The organism is Paenibacillus gyeongsangnamensis (assembly GCF_027533625.1).
Taxonomy (GTDB): domain Bacteria; phylum Bacillota; class Bacilli; order Paenibacillales; family NBRC-103111; genus Paenibacillus_G; species Paenibacillus_G gyeongsangnamensis.
Map to the genome: position 1 here is coordinate 127,761 of NZ_JAQAGZ010000001.1, position 26,561 is coordinate 154,321.

Sequence of the window (26,561 nt, forward strand, 5' to 3'; positions counted from 1 at the left end):
TGAGGAGTGAGGGAAAGTTTTATGAAGACTCAACCAAGTTTAAATGGAGAGCTGATTCCTGAATCCTACTGGAGTAGTGCTTTGGAATGCAGGGAGTGTGTACACAAGCTGCGCAAGAACACGGACGAGCGGTATTCAATAAAGAGTCGAGCTTTAGAAGATTTGCGCAGGCAAATTGCCCGCACGCCATTTCGCGCTAAAACCTATGCATCGTTTAACGAGCTTGATAAATATAAATTACAGCTGCAAGAGGATGGTTGCTTCGCTGATCTGAATGATTCCTTCGGCGACATCTATGCTGCGATCATGCGGTTGACTGCGATTTCGGAAGCATTCCATTGGTCCCGTGAAAAACCGTTGCAGGATGAGCTTTTGAAAAACAAGATTTTTAAAGGTATTTCTTATTATTGCAAATTGGAAGCGGACAGGACGGATAGGGGATGGACCCGTTTTCATAGCTCTGTATTTGCAATACCCGTTGCCGTTACGAATATGTTTTTTTTCTTTCTCAACGATATGGAAGCCATCGAAAAGGGGGCTGCTATAGATCAATTGGCAATGGAAGTGCATAAGCAGCTAAGCAGATGCTCGCTTCAAGCATGGACATTGCCTCTTCGCGGAGATCATACCGACAGCCATCCGATTAGTATCGAACGGTTTCGTAAACATGTCTGGTGGGTAGGGGGGAATGCCGTAACTTATCGCCCTGCATTTCACACGGCGGTGATGTTGCAATCGGTACAAATGATAGAGACACTCACGTATGTAGTCTGCCATTTTCTTACTCCGACTTCGCATACCAACAACGACGAGTCTTTTTGGAACGAAGGGATTTGCGCCGACGGCTTCGGTTGGGGGCACGGCCCGCAAGCTTACAATAGCGGCTACCCGAAAGATGGCATACTGTCTGGGTTGAGAATCATAAAGGAATTACAAGGAACCCCGTGGGAGAACGAGATCACATGCGGTAACGTCGACTGGCTGATCAACTTTATTCGCGGAATCTGCTGGAGCCATTATAAGGATTGGGACGCTCCGATGCAGACTAGGAATATCTTCGCAAAGAAGATAAAAGACGACATTGACTATATCTTCGATCTAGCGCAACTGCTGATAGAAAATTTTGGTCGTCTGTTGACGGAAGAGCAGCTGAGAGAAATGAACGAGCTTCTCAAGCGGAGAGATATCCAACATATGGATGGCTATCCATTGGGATATTACAAGGGCGTACGTTACTTCTGGAACAATGATGATTTAATCAAGAAAACGGATCGGCTGTATTTCTACGTAAACATGGCTTCAAACCGTTGCAGCGGTGTAGAATTCGCTCATAGTATGGCGGATAGGCTTAACTTCTTTACAGCAGACGGTTACTATGTGATCGCCAGAAACGGCGATGAATGGGCAAAAAGCAAAGGGGCTTGGGAAATAGCCTCGTTGCCCGGTATAACGGCCCGCCATGTAGAGACGGCAAAGCTCGTGCCCGAGACAAATTGGTCAGGCTATAACAGCCTTCATCCGTTTGCTGGGGGAGTTGCCCGGGATGAAAACGGTGCTGCGGCATTTATATTCGAGAAGGATGACCGGCGTAAAGCGGACGGAGCCGGTATAAAGCATAATCAATCGAATAAAGAAATTTTCGGCGTTAAAGCTTATAAGAGTTATTTTATTATGGAAGATATGATTGTCTGCCTTGGTGCCGGGATATCGGATCTGCAGCCGGAATTGGGGAGCGAGATCCGGACCACGATCAATCAGACGAGCTGGGCAACGGATATTATATATTCTTCCGATGAGAGACTGCCGATAGAAGGTCACAAGGGAAGGTTCAAAGTAAGAGGGCTCGAATCCGGCAAGGGTATTCCATGGGTGAAGCAGGACGGAATTCTATATGCGGTATTTCCTGAACATACATCCGGGGAAGTAGCTATGCTGGCGGAGGAGAGGAAGTCACATTGGGAGCTGTTGAACTCTACTAATCGTCAAGAAGATAATGAAACGTGTAAAGTATTCCAGTTGTGGATCAATCATGGGCAGGCGCCTGTTGAAAGCAAGTATTCGTATTTAATGTATACCGGCGATCAAGAGCCGCAAACGTTTCTGGACTCCAATCCTGTCCGAATCATTTCCAACACAACCGGATTACAGGCCGTGGCCAATAAAGACCATAGCATTCTTCAGGCTGTGTTCTATGATAGCGGTACAGTATGTACAGCAGATACGTTCAGCATGAAGATTTCTCATTCTGCGGTAGTCATGCTGGAGCAGCAAGGAGAAGAGCTGTTGGTAACGGTTAGCGATCCTTGTCAGGATGTGAATTTGAAAGAGCTTATCGTTTATTTGACCATCCCGGTTATAGGGGAAAGCATTACAGCCGAGGAGCCATGGTATGCTGTGCCCATAAAACTGCCTGGAAAGCCTGAGATCGGCAAGCCAATTACCGTAGTGTTGAGTTTAGATAAACAATAGTCAAGTTTGGTTGAAAAGCCGGCATGGTGGGAAGTAGCAATTTCAAGCTGCGAAAGTTGAGATTATAAGTTGTCGCAACTTATAGCTCGCTGGTCCTTGCAAGAACAAGGACGGCGCAGCCGTTTATCCTGGTTGCCGGCGTGACTACATATGATATAATCGATAACAGGAAGGGTATGAGATACAAGTATAGAAGGTCTCGTATCGGACTGCTGGTTACATTATCACAACGATCGTGTGGTGAATAAACAGATGTCGAATAACGTTTGGCTGCAGCGAAACGTATATTATCATACTCCCAGTGAAATGATCAAAAGATTCATGTTCTACATTCATGCGGCCGGCTGGTATATTTGCGGTCCGCAATATGATATAAGAAGAGGGGCCGGGAATATTTCTGATTTCCAGCTCAAGTATATTGTAAAGGGAAGCGGCTTTGTCACATGCAATCAAGTAACTTATAAAGTGAAACAAGGGCAAATCTTTTTATTGGATTTGAATTCGGAACACCGGTACTTCTCCGATCCGAATGATCCTTGGGAATTATTGTGGGTTCATTTTGGCGGAATGCAGGCCCCATACTATTACGAATTTTTAAGTGCGGATCGATGCCCGATTTACGAGACCGCTTCATCGAACGCCGCTTTTCATACCTGGTTTAGAGAAATTGTGAATCTGGTGAAGAATAGAACCGCCCATTTCGAAGTCAGAGTTTCCACCATTATTCATCAAATTTTATGCGAGATGTCGTTAATTCAGCGTAATGAAACAGAGAACATTACGGATATAACAAGAGGCAAAGAGTACAGAACAGAAATTTGGAAGGGCATTAACTTTATCGAGAAACATTATAATAAACAGGTTACGCTAGAACAGACAGCCAAAGAAGCGATAATAAGCCAATATCATTTTGCACGGCTTTTCAAGCTTCATACAGGCTATTCTTTCTCGGAATATTTGATAAAATACCGATTGACGCAGGCGAAAAGAATGCTGATGAATACCGATTATCCGATATCCGAAATTGCTAAGCAGACGGGATTTACCGACAGCAGCTATTTCTCCAAATTATTCAAGAGGTACGAGAATATGTCCCCGAAGCAGTATCGAATGTGGGGCGAATATCATCCGGAAAGCCTAGGGAAAAATCAACAGCAAGGTTATAGTGAACGGTCAGGAGAATCCTGACTGTTTGTTTTTTTAATCGCTTCTCGTAAAAAGTATCCGGTTATCAGGCGTAAACCCTTATGGGACAAGGGTTTACGGGTTATTTGGAATTCTGCAGATACAGAAAATAATGTTTATTTACGTTAAGAAAGCCTTGTACTAATATAAATCATGCAAGAATATTAAGCGCTTTCAAATGACTTGCAAACGATTAACTACAAAGGAGAGGGTCTTAGATGAAGAAGAAATTATCATCCTTCATCGCACTCAGTATGCTGGCTTCCGTTACGATGACGGGCTGCAGCAGCGACAAGGATGCAAGCAAAGGGGCGGACTCGTCCAAGCAGCAGTCTGCAAATGTTCAGTCCGTAGAATTTCCGCTTAAGGAAAAGACGAAGTATTCTATCGTACAAAGCAGAAGCGACGGGTTTAAGCCTTATCAATCATTGACGGCCTGGAACGAGCAGTTTGAGAAAAAATCCAATGTTCATATTGATTGGCAGGATTGGGGAACAGGGGATGCGTATAAGCAAAGAAGCAAGCTGGCATTTGCCAGCAGCGATCTGCCGGACGCATTCTATGGTGGATTTGCCATTGATGGGAATGAATATACGAATTACAGCTCCCAGGGGCTGCTAATTCCTATAGAAAAGATGATCAATAAAGATATCATGCCCAATTTTACAAAATTGGTAGAAAAAAACCCGGATTTGCTCAAGCAAATGACTGCTCCGGACGGTCATATTTATGGTTTGCCTTCTTATCAAGAAAGTACGACCAATACCAATGACACGTTATTATACAACAAGCTTTGGCTGGATAAACTGGGAATGACGATTCCGACCACAACAGATGAATTCTACAATTACCTGAAAGCGATCAAGGCAGCGAAGGATTTAAACGGCAACGGCAAGGATGATGAGATTCCGTTAACGTTCCGTTTTGGTACGAATGGAAGTGTAGATAAAATAAATGGGATTTCTTCCTTGATCGGATTTACCGGATTAATCATGCCTCAAAATATGGTTGATATAAAAGACGGAAAAGTCATATTTGTTCCCGGTCAACCGGAATACAAAGAAGCCATGAAATTTTTGGGCAAATTAGGAGCCGAAGGTTTGATCGATAAAGAAGCCTTCACTATGGATTCAAATGCGTATAACGCAAAGGTAACAAGTAAAGTGCCCTCTGTCGGAGCCGCTATGTATTGGTCAACTGCTAATGCGAATACGCCAATCGGCAGCGATGTATTTGTTTACGGGCCCCCGCTTAAAGGCCCTGATGGCAAGCAGCGTTGGGCGAAACGGGTAACCCCCGTGAATTTCGATATTGCTTTTGCAATCACCAACAAGGCGAAAAACCCGGAAATCTTGTTGAAATGGGCAGACATGCATTATGATACGGACACATCCATACAAAATTTGAATGGCCCTTATGACAAGTACATTAAAAAATTGGGCAATGGCCAGTTCGAAGAAATTTTGAAACCGGATGGGAAACAGTATTCTTCCGTTGAGAAATCGGCGGATACACCTGTGAATTTTTCCTTGTACGTCCAGCTTGCGGAAGATTACAAATTGAACAAAAAAACTGCCGCCACGTTATCCAAGGAAGAAGCGGAAAAGATATATAGCCCTTACTTCCCGAAAGAAGTCTTTATGAGTCCTTTCATGGATCAAAAAGACTCTGAACGCGTTACCATTATTACAACCGATATCGGACAATATGTAACCAAAATGACTGCAAAGTGGATCTATAGCGGCGGGGTTGAGGCCGATTGGAATGAATACTTAAATCAATTGAAGAAACTCGGAATAGACGAATTAGTAAATATTCAGCAGAAATACTACGACAAATCGAAATAGTTTTATTTAGCAGTGCAACAAGGCAGTTTAAAGCTCTCAAAAGCTTCAACTGCCTTGTTGCAGCAATAGGATATGGATCGATGTGAAATGAATCGTGAGATCATGGACTTCGATGGAGGAGATGAACCCCTGTGGAAATTGCAAAATCGGTACCCAAGAATCATGCGAAAACCGGCAATGATGCCCGACTCATGTGGAAGCGGCGTATAAAAAAAATATTCTCTCGCGATTATCAGCTTTACTTGCTGTGCTTGCCGGCACTATTGTACATTATCATATTCGATTATATTCCTATGTATGGAATCCAGCTGGCTTTCAAAGATTTTACGGCTTCCAAGGGGATATGGGGCAGTCCTTGGGTAGGATTTAAGCATTTTGAAAGATTTTTTGGATCGTATCAGTTCATAACGGTGTTAAAAAATACGCTTGGCGTAAGTATCTATGAATTGCTAGCTGGTTTTCCAATACCCATTATCCTTGCATTGCTGTTAAATCAGGCAAGAAGCCAACGTTTCAAAAAGGTTGTGCAGACGGTTACATACGCGCCTCATTTTATCTCGGTCGTGGTTCTCTCCAGCATGCTGCTCATATTTTTGTCGCCCAGCGTCGGTGTGGTCAATCATATCATCGCTGGTTTTGGTGGAGACAAAATCAACTTCATGGCGCGTCCGGATTTGTGGAAAAGCATCTTTGTATGGTCAGGCATATGGCAGAATGCAGGTTGGGGAACCGTTATTTATATTGCTGCCCTATCATCGATAAGCCCTGAGTTATACGAAGCTGCAAAAATGGACGGGGCCAGCAAGTTTCAGATCATCCGGCATGTAGATATTCCGGGAATTTCACAAACGATGGTCATTCTATTTATTCTCAGCATGGGCTCCGTCATGAATGTAGGTTTCCAGAAAGCCTATTTGCTGCAAAATCCTTTAAATATTGATGCATCTGAAATTATTTCAACTTATGTATATAAGATGGGTCTGGAAAGCAACCAGTTCAGCTATTCAACGGCAATTGGACTTTTCAATACGATGGTCAATATTATACTGCTGATTAGTGTAAACCGTATTGCCAAAAAATTGAGCGGTTCCAGTCTCTGGTAGAAAGGGAGTGCGGCAACGTTGAAAACGATTAAAAGCTCCAAAGAGGATCGCATCTTTGATCTCATCAATTATGTAGTGCTTGGTTTTTTTCTGCTCGTCGTGTTATACCCATTATATTTCATTGCCATAGCTTCCATATCGAATCCAAATGATGTAGTTAGCGGAAATGTATATCTGTTCCCCAAAAGCATTACTTTAGAAGGATATGCAAGAATATTCCGGGATACAAGAATTTGGACAGGATATGCCAATACAATTTATTATACGGTGGCAGGAACTTTCCTCAATGTTCTATTGACGATGATGATTGCCTATCCGCTATCCCGCAAATATTTCTCAGGACGCAAATGGATGATGACGATGCTCATGATCACAATGTATTTCAGCGGAGGATTAATTCCGCAATATTTATTGGTCAAAAATCTTGGGCTCCGTGACACAGCGCTGGCGATGATTATACTTGGCGCGGTGGGTGTATTTAACGTTATCATCACACGCACCTTTCTTGAATCCAATATTTCGGAAGAACTGGAACAGGCGGCAGCTATTGACGGATGTTCACCCTTCAGATTTTTTATTACGATGGTGCTTCCTTTATCCAAAGCCGTGATTGCCGTACTTGCTCTTTATTATGGAGTGGGGCATTGGAACGATTTTTTTAAGTCGATGATTTATCTTAATAGTACTGAGAAGTTTCCGCTCCAGTTAATCTTAAGATCCATCTTGATCCAATCGCAGAATATGTCTGCGATGACGGATGATGTTTCAATGATGGAGGAAACCAGACTTATTTCGGAGCAGATCAAATATGGCGTCATTATTGTTGCAAGCGTTCCGATGCTGCTATTGTATCCTTTTCTTCAGAGGTATTTTATCAAAGGAGTTATGGTTGGATCCATAAAGGGCTAGCTCAGGATGCCGGTAACATAATGAAGTAAAGACTTTTGTTTGCTCAGCAGGCCCTGTATAGTAATATTTGGATGAGGACTTCCTATGGGGGCTGAAGTGATGAAATCTTTCATACAAGAGAAAGCTTTGTTTTTTAAATATTTGATGTCTTACGTCATTATTTTATTTCTTTGCATTCTAATCATGGTATTTTTTGTGAACAACCGGTTCATAGGTGTACTTAAGGACGAGCTGATTGCGAATAACGCAAATACGCTAAATCGGGTCATGTATATCGTGGATGCCAATATTAAGCAATTTGGCAGCATACAAACCCATATTCAAATGAACAGGAACTTAAATCCCTATTACGCCTTGAATGATCCTAACCTTGCTATCGATGCACAGCGTGAACTTGGCAAATATTTGGCTTCGAACAGCCTTATTAAAGATATTATTGTCTACTTCCGTGGAGATTCGTATATTTACTCCAGCACAAGCTCGTATTCCATACCGTTGTTTATCAATCATGCATTCAGATACAGTCACTGGACAGAAGAGGATTTTAAAAAGGATATCAACTCGCTTAAGGTTCCTAAAGTACGCCCGGCAGAGGATGTTATCAAGTATGATCGTGAACCGGAAAGAATGGTAACCTTTTTATATCCCATTTCCAGTTTCGGAACGGATGCTAAGACAACGGTTCTCTTTTTGGTGAATGAACAGTCTTTTACTAAAATGATAGAAGACAATTTTGGCGGATATCGTTCAAGCATTCTGATTCTGGATCAGACTAATCAGGTTATTACATCATCAAGTAACTCGATAAATTTAACATCGGATAACCTTAAAGAGTATCTTGGCGATAACGGGAATCATTTTACCAAAATGGTGGAAGTAGACAATAAGAAGATGCTAATGTCTGTTTTGAAATCCGACGAGACGGGATGGAAGTATATCGCTTTTACTCCGATGCAGGATGTTTTAAAAAAGACGAACGGCATTCAGGCTCAATTTATTCTGGTCGTGCTCCTGCTATTAGTGATTGGAAGCATTATCATCTATTTCAATATGCAAACCAACTATAAACCGATCTATAATCTGAAAAACTATGCAACCAGGATTCTGCAGCATACGAACCAATCCGAAAATGAAATTGATGTTGTTAAAAATACGATCGATTTTCTTTCCAATCAGAACAAAAGTTTAATATCCAGCACCAGAATCGCTTCCAAAGACTTTATCCTGGATAATCTTCTCAAGGGCCGTATTCACACGCTGGAGGATTTAAAACAGCAGGGGGAGCCCTTTGCGATATCGTTTCGGAATCCGCTTTACTTGGTGGTCATCGTTCTCTTGCATACGCATCACGCAAGAAAATCTCAGACTGTTCAAGAGCTGCTGGATCAATTTGAAAGGATTTCAAACTTATTTTTCAACGGGTATGTAAGGGAACATCTAGATCAAAAGAAAATGGTGTGCATTCTGTCCCTGGATGAGGTTCAATCGGAAAGTCTCTTGGCTGAGCTTGAAGCTTTTCAAATTTGTCTGAGAGAAGAGATTGAGTTTCAAACCACATTTGGGGTTGGCAACGTATACCATGATATAAAAGACATTCCGTTGTCCTATGTGGAAGCCTCTGCCGCCCTTGATTACCGTCTGGTGAAGGGGAATGGCAGCATTATACTAAACAAAGAATTATCCTATCAGGATGATTCGTTGGACTCCTATCCGCATAAAGAGCTTGACATCTTGAAAAGCTTGATCAAACAGGGCAATGATCTGGAAATTAAAAATGCGTTGAACAATATCATCAATTATATTAAAACCTGCAATTCGCCTCTTTTTGTCGCAAGAGGACTTTGTTTTGATATCTTGAACGTCATTTGGCGGACTTTTACAGAAATCAACAAGGAGCTTCTTCTTCCCAAGGACGAATATCCAAATGCCTCCATGCTTGCCGAATTTGAGACGGTTGAGGAACTTACTGACCTAGTCAAAAACATTTGTTCCAATCTATGTTCTTTTATTCGCGAGAATAAAACTGCAAAAGATCAAAGCCTGATTGCGGACGCGGTTTCTTATATTCAAAGCCATTACGCAAATTGTGATTTTTCTATACAAAATATGGCTGACCATTTCGGCATGACATTGACGAACTTAAGCCAGTACTTCAAAAATCAGACTGGACAAACCATTATTGATTATACAACGAATTTAAGGATGAATAAGGCGAAGGAACTATTAATGTCAAGTGATTTAACCCTGAATGAGCTTTCCGTGCAGGTAGGCTATTTGAATTCCTCCAGCTTCATTCGCCGATTCAAACAGATTACCGGATTGACACCTGGACAGTATATGAAGGAAAAAAGGAAGTGTTGAGTTATTTAAGCGGATATTAGCTTCTCCATTAGGAAAAGGTGTTAGAAGAAAATAAAGTTTTAGACTGGGGTTGTTGATTTGACGCGATTTTTGAGTTAAAAAATCGTCAGCTTTTGAAAAAAAGTGCAGGATGTCCCGTCAGTTGCACCGCTTTTTACCAAAACACAATGGATTGATAGCGAAGGTATCTCTAATAGCTTGCAAAGCAAATTGGCCGCGAACGATCTTGTTGATTTTGTGAGTGAAGTACATGCGCAAAGCGGGAAACACATTTCAAGCGAAGCGGCAAAATATTTACTGCGAGACGCTCAATATATCTTGTCGCAGAGTAAAGTCTTTCAGGGCTTTCTCCTTAAGTGCCGGGAAGCCCTGAAATAGATTTTCGGCCGAAGTAATGTATCATCGGACGTCTTTACCCAAAAATGGAATCGGTTACATTTAGGGACATATAGGACAATCGGGGGTAGCTTACTATTATTTGAATTAGATGAGGGCTAGGTATGAAACTAACTTTATACGTTTATCTGAGGGAGAAGGAAATTGAGCCGATCGACATTGCCAATATCGAGAGCATCATATACACAGAAGAACTGCTGAATGACATTTTTGAAGTTGATTTTCAAGCGAACAATCTTACACCGGAGATGTGGAAATGTTTTTTTATAGAGTTGACTAGCACGATGGAGAAGCTGTTGAATGGGGCCCAATCCGGCAGTGTGTATTTCAGAAAGGTAAAGTCCGAAAATATCCATCATGGCAATTTATTTTATAGAAATATCATGCAGTATATTATCGAGCATTATAATAATAGCAATTTAAGCTTGACGATGGTAGCCGAGCATTTCCACATTACGCCTCAATATTTATCGACCGCCTTTAAAAAGCATCTCGGACAAAATTTTTCCAATTATATCACCGGCATTCGCATTGGTGAATCGAAAAAGCTCCTTGGCGACAGCTCCCTATCCGTGCACCAAATCGCTCAAATGACTGGATTTACAAACGACATGTCTTTTATTCGCGCCTTTAAAAAGCAGGAAGGAATGACGCCTGGAGTATACAAAGAGACTTTAAGGGGGAACCGGGCCACCCAGTAGACAGGACGACTTAGCGTAAAGAAACGAGCGGGCATTGTTGAACCCGCTCGTTTCTTTACGCTGTAAAGCATTAACCAAACCCATTATGTGATGCCGTTAGCGCGGCGGTACCCCTCCTGTACTATAAAGCGGAATGGGTACGTTCTGGATCGTGCTGAAAGTTACCGGGCAAAGAGCCTGAATGGTTGAATCATTATCCTGAGCATAGGTGCTGGAACCGTTAACAATAATTGGTGTGTTGGTATTGGTATAGATGTTGCCGTTAAAATGGAAATTTGACATGTCCGTCTGAGCGAAGCTAAACTTGTCGTCATGCGCTGCATCGGTCTGAAGCAGGTTTTTGTAGTATGCATTGTTGGTTGTGTCCCCTACTTGGTTATTGTCGGGGTTATTGGTAAAGTTCTGCCAGTACATAGCGGAGCCATAAGGCACATTGAAATTGTAAGTGCGCCGGATGAAATTGTTATAGTAGAATGCGTTCGTGAAGGTCATCGGTGCAATCGTATCCGTATTATAGATGTACGATAGGAACGCTGTATCGTCCATGAAGTTGGACGCCACAACCGTGTTATTTGAGTTACGCAACTTTACTCCGCCATATTGGTCAGGCGCCCAGCCGCTAAAGTAATTGCCAATGACCTGTATTCCGTTGTAGCCATGAGCATAGAGGATATGATCCCTAACCGAGGTTTTTCCGTCGGCATACGTGACGTAATCCCCCTTATTGCCGTAAATGAAGTTATTCTGGAAGACCAGATTAGAGTCAGCATCAGCTTGCATAAATCTCACAAAGTTGCCTTGATTTCCGCCCAGATTATACTTGGCAGAAATGGAGTTCAATTGGGACAGTATGTTCTGTTCAGTCGAATTGAGCATCGGATTGGCGTATTGTTGAACACTGAGGTTACCTAAGTAGTTGTTTGTTACGTTGCTCCCCGAGGTCTGATAGGTGAAAATACCGCCGCCAGGGTAGCTATTACCGCGAAGGAACACGCAAGAATCCACCACAATGGAGTTATGACTCATTTTTATATAGTAATTGGTATTGGATACATCATTAACGGAAGATGGGTCCGGGGAACTACCGTTTATGAATGCACTATCATGAACTTCAATGCCAGTAATGTAGCCACCGTAAAAATTAAGTCCCATGTTGGCGAAAATGATGTTGTGGAACTGAACGTTATTCAGTACTGTGTAATAATTGGTCTGATTGAATGTCGGAAAAGAAGTGGTACTGCTGGCGTCAAAGATGGTGCTGCCACCTGTGCTGCCCAAGAACCAAACATTCGACGCCGGTGTTATATTTCCGGTAATTACGTAGGTTCCTTGCGGGAAAAACAAATTCTTTCCCTGACTGGCGGCGGTACTGATCGCATTCTGTATGGCCGTAGTATCATCGGTGACCCCGTCATTTTTGACACCCAAAGTCGTGACATCGATGGAACCGGCCGGTGCGGTCTCGGCCCATACTTTCTGTTGTACCGGAGCAAACACCATTGCAACGGCCAGAAATAAAGAAAGCGTCATCAATTTAGTGAACATTTTTTTCATGGTCAATCTCCTCTCTTAAATGAATAAAACTGCAGCTTGATGGCGGATTCGCTAGGCGAACTTGCCTTCAATCGCTTTTCGCTCACGGGTATGAACGTAAGCATTATTCATCCTCCTTCCAATTCGGATTTATGTTTCATTATGCAGTTTCAGAGTAAACAAAATGAGGGGGTTGGTAAATATACATTATTTAATGTCAAATATTAACACTTGACTCTTGACTCATTTTAATTGAAAGTGAAACAGGAAGGTTATGAAATTGCACATTTAGGTCGATATTTAACACACTCCCACAGCGCTCCGTTTTTTAGGTGAACCTCTCGGCTTTATGTCCTGATTCCCCACAAAACCAAATCAATATCCGGTTGTGTTGCAAAAATAAAAAATGAATGTCTTGGTCGTAATATGTAAGAAATTTCATGCAGTCAGCCCGAACAATTCACGGATCCATTCAACATCAGAAAGAACAGGTAGTATTTCAACCTATTCATCGACTCGAAAAGAATCGCTCGTTGGTTTCAAGTAGGGGCGAATTCGTTTATCGATTTCAGGTCCGAACTGATGTACCCATCGCATGATCATTGTATGCGAAATATGTAACCCTCGTTCTTTCATCAGTTCTGCGACATCCCGGTAGCTTAAACTATACTTCAAATACCATCTGACAGTTAACAAAATAATTTCCGATTCGTAATGTTTCCATTTGAAAAGATCTACGGTTGTCTCCAAGCTCATTTACCCCATCCCTTGATTCATTTAGATCCAATATTAGCATGGATAAATTTCTTGCACCACAACCCGACCAAGCATAGGTTGTGAAGTTTAGCAGGTGAAAATCCTGCTTGGGAAAGGCAAAAGTCAAGCATACCAATCGCGAGTCTAAGACGGCTTGATGGATTTCAAGCGTTAAACATAGATAGCCAGTAGTAGGCCTGAAAGTGATAGCTGGAAAACTCATAACCCTGATTTATGAGATCACATAAAATGAGAGTCATGTCCACTACGTTCCGTAGCGTCAAAGGAAAAACTGTTTTGCAATACACTACACTAATGGTTAAAATTTCATTTATTATCTGGAATCTCGAATGACGAAGCCCTTGGAACTTCGGTCAAAGTCATAGACATGATTTTGACATGTTTTTTCGATAAGATAATGGTTGGGAATAAAATTGGTAGTTGCAAAGGAGAGAAAGCATACGTGTTCATAAGTCGGAGAATCAAATTATTAAATCTGATTCTAATCTCTGCCATACTCCTATCTACAGTTATATTCATACCCGCCTTCCGAACAAAAGCTGCAGGAGAATCCACAGGTTCAGATATTTCCGGACATTGGGCAGAGAAGCAACTGAAAGATTGGATCAGCAAAGGATTTATTAAAGGTTATGACGACCATACGGTGAGACCGAATAATACAGTGGCCCGTGCAGAATTTATAACGATGATGAATCGCGCATTCGGTTTTACTGAAATTGAGAACGTAAATTTCTCCGACCTGGATTCTTCCGGTTGGGAATATGATGAAGTTCGTAAAGCGGTAAAAGCGGGGTACATCAACGGCTATGAAGACGGAACCATTCGGCCAGGAAATAAGGTAAATCGTCAGGAAGCGGCTGTCATGATAGCCAAATTATTAAAGTTGGATACTCAGCAAGAACCCGTTACGGAAAACAAGTTTACGGATGTGCAAAAGATCCCGGAATGGAGCAAACATGCAATCAAAATGGTTGCGTACAAGGGGATCATGGGAGGATATGAAGACGGAACTTTTCTTGCTGATTCATACATTACTCGTGCGGAAACGGTTGTTACCATTGATCGGGCTCTTCAAACCAAAACAGCAGTTTCAGGTTCCAGTGAGCAGACGACGGATTTGCCGACACCATCGGTGCCGACATCCACTACAAATATCCCTAATGTTGCTACTGATTATCCTCTCCCAGCTGGCTATAAAATAGTATGGGCGGATAATTTTTCGGGATCAGAAGTGAATACCGATAATTGGAAATTCAATCTTAATCCCCGAGATAAGGCAATTTTTACTGCAGATTCTGCTTTTATTGGATCCGATGGTCTCTCTATTCGCAGTTGGAGTGATAATGAGAAAAATTACACAGCATATCTAGACACTAAAGGTAAACATGAATTTACGTATGGTCTCTTTAACGCAAAGATTAGATTTTTAGGAGGGACGGGGACGCATAGCGCATTTTGGTTGCAGTCTGCTACGAATGGGAAATATATAGGTGACCCGGGGAAATCAGGAACGGAAATCGATGTCGTGGAGTTTCGCAAAGTGAATAAATCCGGGAAAAATATTAGTAATTTCCTTCCTTCAACTATCCATTGGGATGGATACGGCGCGAATCATAAAAATGTTTCCAAGAACACAACAACCCCCAAGTCAATGGATGGGACTTGGCATAACTATTCTGTGCTTTGGACTCCAACATCCTATAAGTTTTTCTTTGACAATCAGCAATATGCCGAAATTGATGATGCTGTGTCTCAATCTCCTGAATACTTTATCTTAAGTTGTGAAATTGGGGCAGCCAACAATTGGGCCGGACTTCCACCAGCAGGGGGATATGGGCCACTTGCTACAAGTAATGTGGGAATGGATGTCGCTGAAGTCTGGGTAGCACAAAACCAGTAATGGAAAAAATACCAAAGACAGTAGGAGACATCGTACGCTAAGAAATCAAATCAAAAAGAAAGCCGAAAATTCGTACGGAGTTCTCGGCATTTTTTCCTAACAAGTAATCGGTCTCGTACGCTGCGTATTTCCCGATCGGAGCCGCGATCCAGCCGAACATGACGACGGATGTGCATGCCGACCTGCTGAAGAAGCATTTCAACAGTGTAATTGCAGAAGGTGCCATGAAGTGGAGACAGAGCCAACCGAAAATACATTCACCTTTGCTGACGCGGATACAATCGTCAATTTCGCAACAGCAAACGACATGAAAGTCCGCGGTCATACTTTGGTGTGGCATACTAGTAATCCTGATTGGCTATTTAAGGACGCGAACGGCCAGCAAATGACACAACCGACCGAAGCTAACAAAATCCTGCCTCGGAAGCGGCTCGAAAACCATATTAAAAACGTGGTCACACACTTCGGTGACAAGGTATACGCATGGGACGTCGTCAACGAGGTCATCGATGAAACGCAGCCGGACGGCTTCAGCCACAGTACATGGTATCAGATTCTTTAAGAAAAAATGAAGATCGTGCAAAAATCGTAGATATACTTGCGCTATGTTTAATGTGATAATACGGCAAGAAAACAAAGAGGGGAGACTATTTCCATGTGGCGTAGGGCAATTGAAGATGCGGTGGGAAAGATTCGCCGTAATCTGGAACAGCACGGGCTGACGTTTCCGCATATCACTAATGAGAAGCGTTATGAATGTTCGGAAAATACGGATTGGATCGAAGGGTTTTACACAGGACTTATTTGGCTGAGTTATGAGTACAGCGGAGATCCTTATTTCAAAGAGCAGGCACAACTCCAAATTGGAGATTTCAAACGCAGGCTGCAGCAGCGTATATGTTTGGAGCATCACGATATCGGTTTTCTTTACGGATTGTCGGCTCTTGCCGGGTGGATTGTAGAGCGGGACAGCGATGCCCGCGAGCTTGCTATGCATGCCGCCGATCATTTGATGGGCAGATGAAGATCGCGAGGGGAGTATTTGCAAGCCTGGGGGCATGAGAACGACGAGCAGAACGGTGGTCGAATCATTATCGACTGCTTGATGAATTTGCCGCTGCTGTACTGGGCCTCTCAAATGTCAGGTGACCCCAGCTATGGAGAAGTAGCTTATAAACAAGCAGAGCTATCCAGACGTTACTTAGTTCGCGGAGACGACTCCTCATATCATACGTTTTATTTTCAGAAAGAGAATGGCAATCCGCTGGGCGGAGGTACGCATCAAGGCTATCGGGACGGCTCCACATGGACGCGTGGTCAGGCATGGGGCATTTATGGATTTGCCCTTTCGTACCGCTATACGCAGGATCCGGCGTTTCTTGGAACGTCCAAGCGGCTGCTGCGTTATTTCGTCGATCATTTGCCGGAAGATCACGTCGCATACTGGGATTTTGACGTTCCGATAGAGGAGCATACAAGCCGGGATAGCTCGGCATCGGCCATCACCGCCTGTGGCATGCTTGAGCTGCTCAAGCTGCTGCCTGAAGGAGACCCGGATCGCGTTTGGATTTCAGACAGCTTGGAGCGCACGATGCAATCGTTAGTGAAGCACTATGCTACAATCGGAGAGGAAGCCGAAGGGCTGCTGAAGCATGGATCCTACCATGTAAGAGGCAATAGCGGTTTGGATGATTATATGATTTGGGGGGATTATTACTATCTGGAGGCGCTCATGCGGCTCGAGCGGTCGATACCGGGTTATTGGTACGAGCGTTCCGCTTCAGTGTCTTAACGAGGTGAACTCTCATAATGAATATGCCGACGAGACAACATGATTTATTGATCGGAGGAGCCATTGACCGTTGGGATGAGGCGCTGCCGCTCGGAAACGGATTAACAGGCTGCTTAATGTGGGGGGACGGAAGTCCGCTCAAGCTGAGTCTGGACCGCGGAGATTTGTGGGACACCAGACTTGCAGCGGAAGCGTTATCCCAAGACTATACTTATGCAAATTTGATTGAGCTTGTAAAACAAAAAGATATCGATTCGATCCGTCAAAGATTTCAGTTTAATCGTTTCACCGCAACTCCGACGAAAATTCCTGCTGGCAGGATTGAACTTAATTGGGGAAGGACGGCGGACGAGGTTCGATACCAACTTCGCCTTATCGACGCCATAGGTGAATCAAAGCTCCGTTTCGGCGATTCGGAATGCTTCATTCAGGCTCTGATGCATGCCGTAGATAGGGTCGGGTATGTCCGCATGTCAGGTTCGGCCAGTTTGCCGCAAGTATCGATTGTTCCACCGCCATACACAGCTCCTGAAGGTGAAGGAGATTTGGCCGCTGGCAGTTTGGCCTTATTGCAATATCCTGAACCAAAGGTAATTATGGAAGACGGATGGATTATTTATCACCAGCATACGCACGAAACACTGGAGTTTGCCATCGTTTTGAGAATTAAAAAAACGAATAACGAAGGCTGCGAAATGGCGTTCAAAATCGCCATGAACCGGGATGGCGAGGATTGGCTGGAGCGGGCCAAAGAAAACGTGTTACGGGCGTTAGATGATGGCTGGGAAGCAGCTTTGTCTAGTCACAGCAGGTGGTGGAAGTCATTCTGGAGTAAAAGCTCTATTACGCTTCCTGATAAGGAAACGGAGAAACAATGGTATTTGACGAATTACTTTCTGGCTTCCTGTTCGAGAAAAGGTACTCCTCCGATGCCCTTGCAGGGAGTTTGGACCGCCGATGAAGGACTGCTTCCACCCTGGAAGGGCGACTATCATCATGATCTCAACACGCAGCTTAGCTATTGGCATTACTTAAAAGCTAACCATCTAGGAGAAGGAGAAAGTTTTCTGGACTTCCTATGGGAGCTTCGGCCAGCTGCGAGGCGGTTTGCGCAGGCTTTCTTCGATGCACCGGGTATCTGTTTGCCGTCCGTTATGAGCATAGATGGAACTTCCATCGGGGGATGGGTCATGTATTGTACCAATTTGGTCAATCAGATTTGGCTTTGTCAGGCATTTGACCATTATTGGCAATATACGGGGGACTACGTTTTTCTAGAAAATAAAGCGTACGTGTATTTCAAAGAAACAGCCGAATGTATCCTCCGGTGGTTAAAGCCCGGCTCGGATGGCAAATTACTGCTTCCACTATCAAGTTCTCCGGAAATTCACGATGATTCACTTGATGCTTGGCTAACTCCGAATAGCAACAATGATTTAGCGTTGCTGCATTATTTATTCAATACATTGGATAGGTTGGCAACCTTATTGGGGAAGGCTGCGGACGCGGAGCGTTGGAACGCCATACGTCATCAACTGACGGAGCTTGCGGTGAATGAAGACCATGTGCTGATGCTGAGTCCGGATGAATCACTGAAGGAAAGCCACCGCCACCTATCTCATGCGATGGCGATTTATCCTCTTAATTTGCTAAACTATCATCGTTCCGAGAGAGAGCGGACAATCATTGACAGTACGATCAGAGATCTTGAGGTGCTTGGCAAAGGATTGTGGGTCGGATTTTCTTTCGCATGGATGGCGAACCTGTACGCGCGTCAAGGTAACGGCGAGGCTGCGCTGTACCAATTGAAGCTGCTTTGGGAAAACCTCTGCTCGGTAAACGGATTTCACTTGAATGGAGATTATCGTAAACGCGGAATTACCGCTCTGCACTACCGTCCGTTTACGCTGGAATCGAACATGGCTGCTGCGGATGCTTTACAGGAAATGCTCTTGCAGAACTATGACGGTGTGATTCGAGTTTTTCCGGCTGTGCCAGCAGAGTGGAAGAATCAGGGCGTATCTTTCGAGCGGTTAAGAGGAGGAAAAGGGAGCCTGATTTCGGCCGAGTGGAGCAAAGGGCTGCTGCAGTACATTCAACTGGAAGCAGAACAGGATGCAGAATTTAGCGTGCTGAACCAGTTTGAAAATGGCAAGCTTATACTGGAAAAGGCAAACGAACGCATTGTTCTGAATGCGGCAGTTGGCAGTCCGTTTCATATACGGCTATTTGAGGGTGAAACATGCATCGTACGTCATGCAGGTTTAGCTGATGACTATAAAGGATAGACCAGATCGGCATTTACGAAGTCGAACGCAATGCTGTCCACTGATACTGGCATGAATAATGATAGAAGTGATACGGGGCTGTCTTTTCCCAATGTGGTAAAGGGCAGCCCTTATTTTCGAGAGGGAAACGATGCGGATGGACTTAGATTATCGTAAGTTCGTACAACTGATTTTGATGTAGATTCATAAAAAACATAATAATTTCGACATATTTTTCCGGTATAATGGTCCAGCCCATTAACCGTGTTATTCTAACTCGAGTTACAGTTAAGGAGCCTATCTATATACCTCAATCAGAAAGTAGGAGATATTAATGTTCATAAGAAGGTGCTTCCACCAATGAATTGGACCCTCAAAGCATTACACTTGTTTCTTATTATTGTACTGCTCATATCCACAGTTATGTTCATGCCTGCCTGCCGAACACAAGCTGCGGACGAATATGATGGATTAAGAGCGAAGTGGCAGAGTGCTCTAGTAGGAAATCCCGATTATGACCCTAATGACCCGGATATCGCCGCAAAAATTACCTCTATCACCAATGGGGCCAAATCCGTTTGGTCCACTTTAAACAAAGAAACGAATCGAACAAATTTGTGGAGTGACTTGTCTAATTGGTCTACTAAATCATCCGACATTACGAATGGCTATTCCCGTTTAAAAAGTATGGCCATTGCCTTTAATACAAAGGGGTCCTCGCTTTATGGCAACAAGTCTTTAGCAGCTGACATTATGAATGCTCTCGATTGGATGTATCAGAATGTATATAACGATAGCGTTACCAAGGAGTATGACAACTGGTGGGATTGGGAAATCGGATCGCCGCAAGCGTTAAACGATACAGCCGTTTTAATGTACAATCAATTGACGGCAGCTCAAATTATCAAATATATCAAAGCTGTTGATCGTTTTGTTCCCGATCCCACCCATAGAACCAGAGATGGCGGCATAGTTGAAACGGGAGCTAACCGGGCGGATAAAGCTCTTGTCGTTATGATCCGCGGCATACTTGATAAATCAGGGACGAAGCTTGCACAGGGAAGAGATACGCTCAGCCAAATATTTCTTTATGTCACAAGCGGCGATGGATTTTACGCCGACGGGTCATTCATTCAGCACTCGAATGTACCGTATAGCGTCGGCTATGGGAATGTTTTACTCCTTGATATGGCAAGAATATTAGAACTTTTGAAAGGCTCCTCTTGGGATGTCACAGATCCTAATGTTCAGAACGTCTATAACTGGGTGACCGATTCCTATCAGCCGCTCATTTATAATGGCGCGGCAATGGATATGGTTGGTGGACGCAAAATTTCCAGGCAGAAAGAAACGGATCATGACACAGGAAGGACAATTATTGCTACTATTGCGCGGCTGGCGCAATTTGCGCCTTCCGCTCAGGCAGCTACTTTCAAAAGCTTGGTGAAGGCGTGGGTGCAACAGGACACTACCTTTGCCAATTATTACGCGGGCATGACGATTAACGATATGATGAAAATCAAATCGATCATGAACGACAACACGATTGCGCCAAGCGATGAATTGATCAAGAATCAAGTATTCCCCAATATGGATCGGGCCATTCATCTGCGTCCGGGCTTCGGTTTCGGTCTCAGCATGTTCTCGAACCGCATAACGGCTTTTGAATCCGGCAACGGAGAGAATCTTCAAGGCTGGTGGACCGGTCTTGGCATGACGTACCTGTATAACAATGATTTGGCCCAGTATGACAATAATTTCTGGCCGACTGTCAATATGTATCGCTTACCGGGGACAACAACGGATGGAACGGGAAGCGGAACTCCGAAAGCTTGGAACTTATATGCAAACCCTAACAATTGGGTAGGCGGATCATCCTTGAACGGTCAGTATGGGACGGCGGGAATGGATTTTTCTCTCTCAGGAGTTACGGGAAGCCCGCTTCAAGGGAAAAAATCCTGGTTCATGTTCGGAGATAAAATCGTCGCTTTGGGCGCCGGCGTAACGAGCACGGACAACCGTAATGTAGAGACGATCGTAGAGAACCGCAAGTTGAACGACAAGGGCGACAACAATTTGACGGTGAACGGGGCAACCAAGCCGAATGAACTCGGATGGTCTGACAAGATGACCGGCGTACAGTGGGCTCATTTGGCGGGCAATATACCGGGATCCGACATCGGCTATTATTTCCCTGAAACTGCTAATGTCTACGCTCTGCGCGAGTCGAGAACCGGCGCTTGGAAAGATGTTAATAACGGAGGAAGCGCGGCCCAGGTGACGAACCATTATTTGAGCTTGGCATTTGAGCACGGGAAGAACCCAACAGACGCCTCTTACTCCTATGTTCTGCTGCCGAATAAAGACGCGGCTGCAACGGCCAGCTATGCAAGCAATCCGGATATCGCGATTCTTGAAAATTCAAAGGAAGCTCAAGCGGTAAAAGACAGTACCCTTAACATCTTGGGAGTGAACTTTTGGAAAGATGTGACCAAGACCATTGCCGTGAATGGGGCGAGCTTGATTACAAGCGATAAGAAGGCATCCGTCACCATGATGGAAACGCCAAACGAAATCGACGTGGCGGTTTCCGATCCGACGCAGAGCAATACAGGGAGCATCAATCTCGAGATCAATAGAAGCGCAGTGGGAACGATCTCGCTCGATCCGGGAATTACCGTAACCCAGTTAAGTCCGACGATTAAGATGACCGTCCATGTGAATGGATCGCTTGGAAAAACGTTTACAGTCAAACTTAATCGGGGAACAACTGTCGCTCCGGCGGGGATGAGCTCGGACATCGCCGGACATTGGGCTGAGAAACAATTGAAAGAGTGGATCAGCAAAGGCTATATTCAAGGATATGAAGATCATACCGTGAGACCGGATCATACGGTGACCCGTGCTGAATTTATGACGTTGATAAATCGCGCATTCGGGTTTACTGAAACTACGAACGTAAGCTTCTCCGACATGAATTCTTCCGGTTGGGAATATGAGCAGGTTCGTAAAGCGGTAAAGGCTGGGTACATCGACGGTTATGAGGATGGAACCATTCGGCCCGGAAATAAGGTGAGTCGCCAGGAAGTATCCATCATGATTGCCAAGCTGCTAAAACTGGATACCACGCAAGGCATACATGCGGCAAGTCAGTTTAAGGATGCCCAAAAGATCCCGGAGTGGAGCAAACATGCAGTAGAAGAAGTTGCGGCGAAGGGCATCATGGATGGATACGAAGACGGAACCTTTCATGCCGATGCTTACATTACTCGTGCAGAAGCGGTAGTTGCCATTGATCGTGCTCTTCATGACAAATCGGTAACAGCAACGTCGGGACCCAACTCCGAACCGACAACGGGAGCTTCTATTTCACTTCCGATTGAAAAAGCGAACCTGCCGGTTAACGTACTGGCTCAGCTCGGCAAAGTAACACTCGATCCGAATAACGTGAAATCGCCCTATGCCGATGGGTTTCCGGGCATGGTTCCAGACAACGCGGAGAAGGTGGATAACAAAATTATTGAAGTGAACTACGACTATCGTAACTTGAGTTACCTGCGCATGTCTTCACCGCCCGGCAGTTGGGTTAGTACTGGACTTTACGCGCCGGCCGGCAGCGTGATCACCTTGAATGTCCCTGAAGGGACTGAAAATCTGGATGTACAGGTTGGCTCCCATACCGACAACCTGATGCAGCTTGATAAATGGAACCGGGCACCCGTAGTCGTTGGACGCCAAAAATTGCTGCCTGGAATCAACAAGATCAACAGCCCGTTCGGCGGTTTAATTTATTTGATCCCGACTAAGTCTAAAACGGATACCAAGGTGAAAGTGTCAATCAGCGGCGCTGTCAATGCTTCTTATTTCATACTGGGTCAAACGACGGATGAGGAATGGAAAAATACAATCAGAAACTATCCGGCACCGTGGGCTGAACTGCAAAGCCGCCGGGTGATCTTAACCGTTCCTGCGGAAGATATCCGCAAGCTGGAGCATCCAAGCGAACTCATGGCCAAATGGGATGAAATCATCGATAGCTATGATGACTTGATCGGTGTTGGGCCGGATAAAACGGAACCGAATCGCAGTCCGGATCGCCCATACCGTTATGTGGCGGATGCTCAAATTAGCGCCGGTTCGCTCCATTCCGGATATCCAATTATGTTATATCAGGGAGTCGCCTCCAAACAGCTTGTTGATATTGAAGCCATCCAGCACAATGGTTGGGGCTTCTGGCATGAGCTTGGACATGATTATCAGCAGTCCCCCTGGTACTGGGGAGCCATTGTGGAAGTCACCACGAACCTGCATTCAATGAATATTCAGCTTAAATACGGTAACAAGTCTCGTTTAGCGACGAGCAGATCCTATGACAAGGCGTTAGCATTTGTGAACAGCGACAATCCGGATAAAAACTTTATTGATGATAAACAAATTGACGTCTTTACGCGCCTAGTCATGTTTTATCAGCTTAAACTAGCCTATGGTTGGGATTTCTACACAAAGCTTCATATTGCTTATCGAGAAATGCCGTCTAACGAGCTGCCTAAAACAGAGCAGCAGAAAATAGACGGATTCGTCATGATGGCCTCGAAAATCAGCGGGGAAAACCTGACGGAATTTTTCGACAAGTGGGGATTGAAATATTCAGAGGATGCCAAGCAAAAAGTAACTGCTTTGAATTTGCCGCAGCCTAAAACGCAGATTTGGACATTGAAGGAGCAATAAGAAGCAGGACATTGGGCATTCCTTTCCTGCTTCGCCGGGCTCAGTTTGTAAGCGATTTGTTAAAAAAGAATAAAATGTTTGTACTGGGACATTACCTTTATCTGGATATTTGGCGTGGTGACCAAAATTCCCCATAAAGGTTCGATGTCCTACTTTGCTTTTGTTGTCCTATAGCGACCCCGGGCCGCAGGAAAAAATGAGCTATTCATCAATGTATTTCGTATTTCTGAATTCAGTCGGAGATGCCCCGTAATATTTGCGGAAAGCTCTTGTAAAGGAATAGAGGTCGGGATAACCGAGAGACAAAGCGATTTCGGTAACGGATAAATCGGTATCCGCGAGTAATTTTGCGCCGCTTCGCATCCGCAATCGCTGTAAATATTGTATGGGGGAAATGCCGAGCTTTTTCGAGAACACGGAAGAGAAATGGGTGCGATGCAAACCGACATAATCGGCAACGTCCTGTACGGTAATGCCCTCAGCGTAATGCACATTCATGAAAGTTTCACTGTCTTGAATCCAAGTAAGCTTGTTCGTTTCGTGTACCTCCTGCTTACTTACTGCCGCTAATTGCGCAAGCAATGCACAAATCATGCTGACGAATTGCAAGGATCCGCCACAAACCCTTAGACGGCGGAATTCGTGCAGCAGCTCCCGAAATGTCCCCGGCAAATCGGGAAGAGGAATCTCACGACAATAAGGCTTTTCCTCCGTTATTCCCGCATATTGCAGCAAAGGCCCTGCCCCTTCGCCATTAAAGCCGATCCAGGTCATGCGAAGCTTCGGATTCCGTTCCTTGACTTTATACGTAAATGGTGTGTCCGGGAATAAGCAAAATAAGTCGCCTTTTTTCAGCGTCACTTGTTCTCCATTTACGGCGTACACTACTTGTCCATCCAGGATATAGTGCAAATTGTAGTAGCGGATTTGACGGGGGCCGGAGATGTAGTTCGGCTTGGCAATCATTCTCCCTGCATGGAGCGGCCATATTCCGATTGCCCTTTCCAATTCGCTTGGCGTGTAGTATAAAAATTCGGCATTTTCACTGGGATATTCCTTCAGCCCCCGCATGTACATACCTCCATTCGTCTTCAGTTTATTATAGACCCTACAAAATGACAACCATGATAACGTAATGATATTTATCTTCTACCCCGGCATCCCTTACTATAAGATCGAAAGGAGTTACACGGCCGAGGATGACATTCGTTCAAATGGTATACTGCTGCACGCCGTTTATGTCAAACCGCTCGGCAGCGGTATCGATGAATGCTTTATTTTACTAGTAAATATAAAATTCGAGGAGAATGTATAATGAAGCAGCTTACAGCAATCTTGGTCGGTACAGGGGCCAGAGGCGTTGCTTATGCGCAATATGCGCTTGATTATCCGCATCAACTGAAATTCGTTGCCGCCGCCGAATCGAATCCGGAACGGTTAGCCAAATTCGCGGAGCAGCACGGCATCCCGGCAGAGCGTCAATATACGTCCTGGGAGCAGATTCTTACAGAGCCGCAGCTGGCCGATATAGCCATCATTGCCACCCAGGACCGGATGCATTATGAGCCTACGTTAAAAGCGTTGAAGAACAACTATCATGTCCTGCTTGAAAAGCCGATGTCCCCGGCTCCTTCGGAATGTATCGAGATGGAAAGGGTCGCCAAAGAGAGCGGACGGCTGCTTACGATCTGTCACGTACTGAGGTACACGCCATTCTGGTCGGCGATAAAGCGGCTCCTTACGGAAGGCCGAATCGGCGAGCTCGTGTCTATTCAGCTTAACGAAAACGTCGGCTACTGGCATATGGCGCATAGCTTTGTAAGAGGAAATTGGAATCACTCTGACAAGTCCAGCCCTATGATACTCGCCAAATCGTGTCACGATATGGATGTTTTATCATGGCTGACGGACCGGCCTTGTCTACGCGTCAGCTCTTACGGTTCTTTGATGCATTTCCATTCCGGCAACGCACCGGAAGGCTCTTCAGATCGCTGTTTGGACTGCGCAGTGGAAGCTTCGTGTCCATATTCGGCACTGCACTTCTACTTTGGCGAAGGGAAAACTTGGGCGCGGCATTTTACCGAAGAGCTAACGCGAGAAAACATAGTGAGGGGCCTCAAGGAAACGAATTACGGTCGCTGTGTTTACAAGAGCGATAACAATGTAGTGGACCATCAAGTCGTCAACATGGAATTTGCGGGTGGTGCCACGGCAACTTTCAGCATGTGCGGATTCACTCGAAATCAGGAACGGCGTATCCAGATTATGGGTACCAAAGGGGAGATTCGCGGCGAGGAAGGCAAGATTACCGTGATGGATTTCCTGACGCACGAAAATCACGAGATTCACATCCCGGAACAGACGTCGGGGCATGGGGGCGGAGACAGCGGCATTGTTCGCAGCTTTCTGAAGGAAGTAAGCGGCTATAATGGCAGCGAGAGCCTTACCTCCGCATCGGCTTCAGTAAGAAGTCATCTTATGGCGTTTGCAGCGGAAGAATCCAGATTAAACCATGGCCGATCGATTGAACTGGATGATTTCTATAAGAAGCTGACCGTTCAGGTTTTATAGGAGATGTATAATGTTGGAGGGT

At 44.6% G+C, this 26,561-nt stretch carries 13 protein-coding genes and 3 pseudogenes; 13 read left to right on the forward strand and 3 right to left on the reverse strand.

Features of this window, described 5'->3' with window-relative positions:
• Window positions 1-21: 21 nt before the first annotated feature.
• From O9H85_RS00580 to O9H85_RS00610, 7 genes are all read left to right on the forward strand, one after another.
• Window positions 22-2,469: a polysaccharide lyase family 8 super-sandwich domain-containing protein gene (locus tag O9H85_RS00580; protein WP_269879330.1), complete on the forward strand. Its 2,448-nt coding sequence runs from the start codon at window positions 22-24 to the stop codon at window positions 2,467-2,469.
• A 321-nt stretch (window positions 2,470-2,790) separates the two neighbouring features.
• Window positions 2,791-3,657 carry an AraC family transcriptional regulator gene (locus tag O9H85_RS00585; protein ID WP_269879797.1) on the forward strand — a complete coding sequence of 289 codons (867 nt, stop codon included), beginning with the start codon at window positions 2,791-2,793 and terminating at the stop codon, window positions 3,655-3,657.
• A gap of 215 nt (window positions 3,658-3,872) precedes the next feature.
• Complete coding sequence (locus tag O9H85_RS00590) at window positions 3,873-5,501, forward strand: type 2 periplasmic-binding domain-containing protein (protein WP_269879331.1); 1,629 nt, start codon at window positions 3,873-3,875, stop codon at window positions 5,499-5,501.
• A gap of 191 nt (window positions 5,502-5,692) precedes the next feature.
• On the forward strand, window positions 5,693-6,604 hold the full coding sequence (locus tag O9H85_RS00595) for an ABC transporter permease (RefSeq protein WP_409348086.1): 912 nt from the start codon (window positions 5,693-5,695) through the stop codon (window positions 6,602-6,604).
• A gap of 18 nt (window positions 6,605-6,622) precedes the next feature.
• Window positions 6,623-7,513, forward strand: a complete 891-nt coding sequence (locus tag O9H85_RS00600) for a carbohydrate ABC transporter permease (RefSeq protein ID WP_269879333.1) — start codon at window positions 6,623-6,625, stop codon at window positions 7,511-7,513.
• An 84-nt stretch (window positions 7,514-7,597) separates the two neighbouring features.
• Window positions 7,598-9,874 (forward strand): helix-turn-helix domain-containing protein, encoded by a 2,277-nt coding sequence (locus O9H85_RS00605; protein WP_269879334.1) that lies wholly within the window; start codon window positions 7,598-7,600, stop codon window positions 9,872-9,874.
• A gap of 500 nt (window positions 9,875-10,374) precedes the next feature.
• On the forward strand, window positions 10,375-10,971 hold the full coding sequence (locus tag O9H85_RS00610; protein ID WP_269879335.1) for a helix-turn-helix transcriptional regulator: 597 nt from the start codon (window positions 10,375-10,377) through the stop codon (window positions 10,969-10,971).
• A gap of 96 nt (window positions 10,972-11,067) precedes the next feature.
• Here O9H85_RS00610 and O9H85_RS00615 read toward each other — a convergent pair whose 3' ends face one another.
• Both O9H85_RS00615 and O9H85_RS00620 read right to left on the reverse strand, forming a co-directional pair.
• Window positions 11,068-12,525 carry a glycosyl hydrolase family 28-related protein gene (locus tag O9H85_RS00615; RefSeq protein WP_269879336.1) on the reverse strand — a complete coding sequence of 486 codons (1,458 nt, stop codon included), beginning with the start codon at window positions 12,523-12,525 and terminating at the stop codon, window positions 11,068-11,070.
• Window positions 12,526-13,011: 486 nt separating this feature from the next.
• Window positions 13,012-13,260: pseudogene (locus O9H85_RS00620) on the reverse strand (IS6 family transposase); the annotation flags it as partial.
• Window positions 13,261-13,723: 463 nt separating this feature from the next.
• Here O9H85_RS00620 and O9H85_RS00625 point away from each other — a divergent pair.
• From O9H85_RS00625 to O9H85_RS00645, 5 genes and pseudogenes are all read left to right on the forward strand, one after another.
• Window positions 13,724-15,181: an S-layer homology domain-containing protein gene (locus O9H85_RS00625; protein WP_269879337.1), complete on the forward strand. Its 1,458-nt coding sequence runs from the start codon at window positions 13,724-13,726 to the stop codon at window positions 15,179-15,181.
• A gap of 158 nt (window positions 15,182-15,339) precedes the next feature.
• Window positions 15,340-15,743, forward strand: a pseudogene (locus O9H85_RS00630) (endo-1,4-beta-xylanase).
• A gap of 93 nt (window positions 15,744-15,836) precedes the next feature.
• Window positions 15,837-16,973, forward strand: a pseudogene (locus tag O9H85_RS00635) (glycoside hydrolase family 88 protein).
• A 17-nt stretch (window positions 16,974-16,990) separates the two neighbouring features.
• Complete coding sequence (locus O9H85_RS00640) at window positions 16,991-19,261, forward strand: glycosyl hydrolase family 95 catalytic domain-containing protein (RefSeq protein ID WP_269879339.1); 2,271 nt, start codon at window positions 16,991-16,993, stop codon at window positions 19,259-19,261.
• A 408-nt stretch (window positions 19,262-19,669) separates the two neighbouring features.
• Window positions 19,670-23,968 carry a polysaccharide lyase family 8 super-sandwich domain-containing protein gene (locus O9H85_RS00645; protein WP_269879798.1) on the forward strand — a complete coding sequence of 1,433 codons (4,299 nt, stop codon included), beginning with the start codon at window positions 19,670-19,672 and terminating at the stop codon, window positions 23,966-23,968.
• Between the two features lie 201 nt (window positions 23,969-24,169).
• On the opposite strand, the gene O9H85_RS00650 is transcribed toward O9H85_RS00645, so the two are convergent.
• Window positions 24,170-25,039, reverse strand: coding sequence for an AraC family transcriptional regulator (locus O9H85_RS00650; RefSeq protein ID WP_269879340.1), 870 nt, complete (start codon window positions 25,037-25,039; stop codon window positions 24,170-24,172).
• Window positions 25,040-25,282: 243 nt separating this feature from the next.
• Here O9H85_RS00650 and O9H85_RS00655 point away from each other — a divergent pair, with 243 nt between their 5' ends.
• Complete coding sequence (locus O9H85_RS00655) at window positions 25,283-26,539, forward strand: Gfo/Idh/MocA family protein (protein WP_269879341.1); 1,257 nt, start codon at window positions 25,283-25,285, stop codon at window positions 26,537-26,539.
• The last annotated feature ends 22 nt before the right edge of the window (window positions 26,540-26,561 follow it).

Coding starts and splice junctions, on each gene's coding strand:
- O9H85_RS00650 (WP_269879340.1), bottom strand. CDS start 25,039: ATGCGGGGGCTGAAGGAATATCCCAGTGAAAATGCCGAATTTTTATAC.
- O9H85_RS00645 (WP_269879798.1), top strand. CDS start 19,670: ATGCCTGCCTGCCGAACACAAGCTGCGGACGAATATGATGGATTAAGA.
- O9H85_RS00585 (WP_269879797.1), top strand. CDS start 2,791: ATGTTCTACATTCATGCGGCCGGCTGGTATATTTGCGGTCCGCAATAT.
- O9H85_RS00610 (WP_269879335.1), top strand. CDS start 10,375: ATGAAACTAACTTTATACGTTTATCTGAGGGAGAAGGAAATTGAGCCG.
- O9H85_RS00590 (WP_269879331.1), top strand. CDS start 3,873: ATGAAGAAGAAATTATCATCCTTCATCGCACTCAGTATGCTGGCTTCC.
- O9H85_RS00605 (WP_269879334.1), top strand. CDS start 7,598: ATGGGGGCTGAAGTGATGAAATCTTTCATACAAGAGAAAGCTTTGTTT.
- O9H85_RS00595 (WP_409348086.1), top strand. CDS start 5,693: ATGTGGAAGCGGCGTATAAAAAAAATATTCTCTCGCGATTATCAGCTT.
- O9H85_RS00655 (WP_269879341.1), top strand. CDS start 25,283: ATGAAGCAGCTTACAGCAATCTTGGTCGGTACAGGGGCCAGAGGCGTT.
- O9H85_RS00615 (WP_269879336.1), bottom strand. CDS start 12,525: ATGAAAAAAATGTTCACTAAATTGATGACGCTTTCTTTATTTCTGGCC.
- O9H85_RS00640 (WP_269879339.1), top strand. CDS start 16,991: ATGAATATGCCGACGAGACAACATGATTTATTGATCGGAGGAGCCATT.
- O9H85_RS00580 (WP_269879330.1), top strand. CDS start 22: ATGAAGACTCAACCAAGTTTAAATGGAGAGCTGATTCCTGAATCCTAC.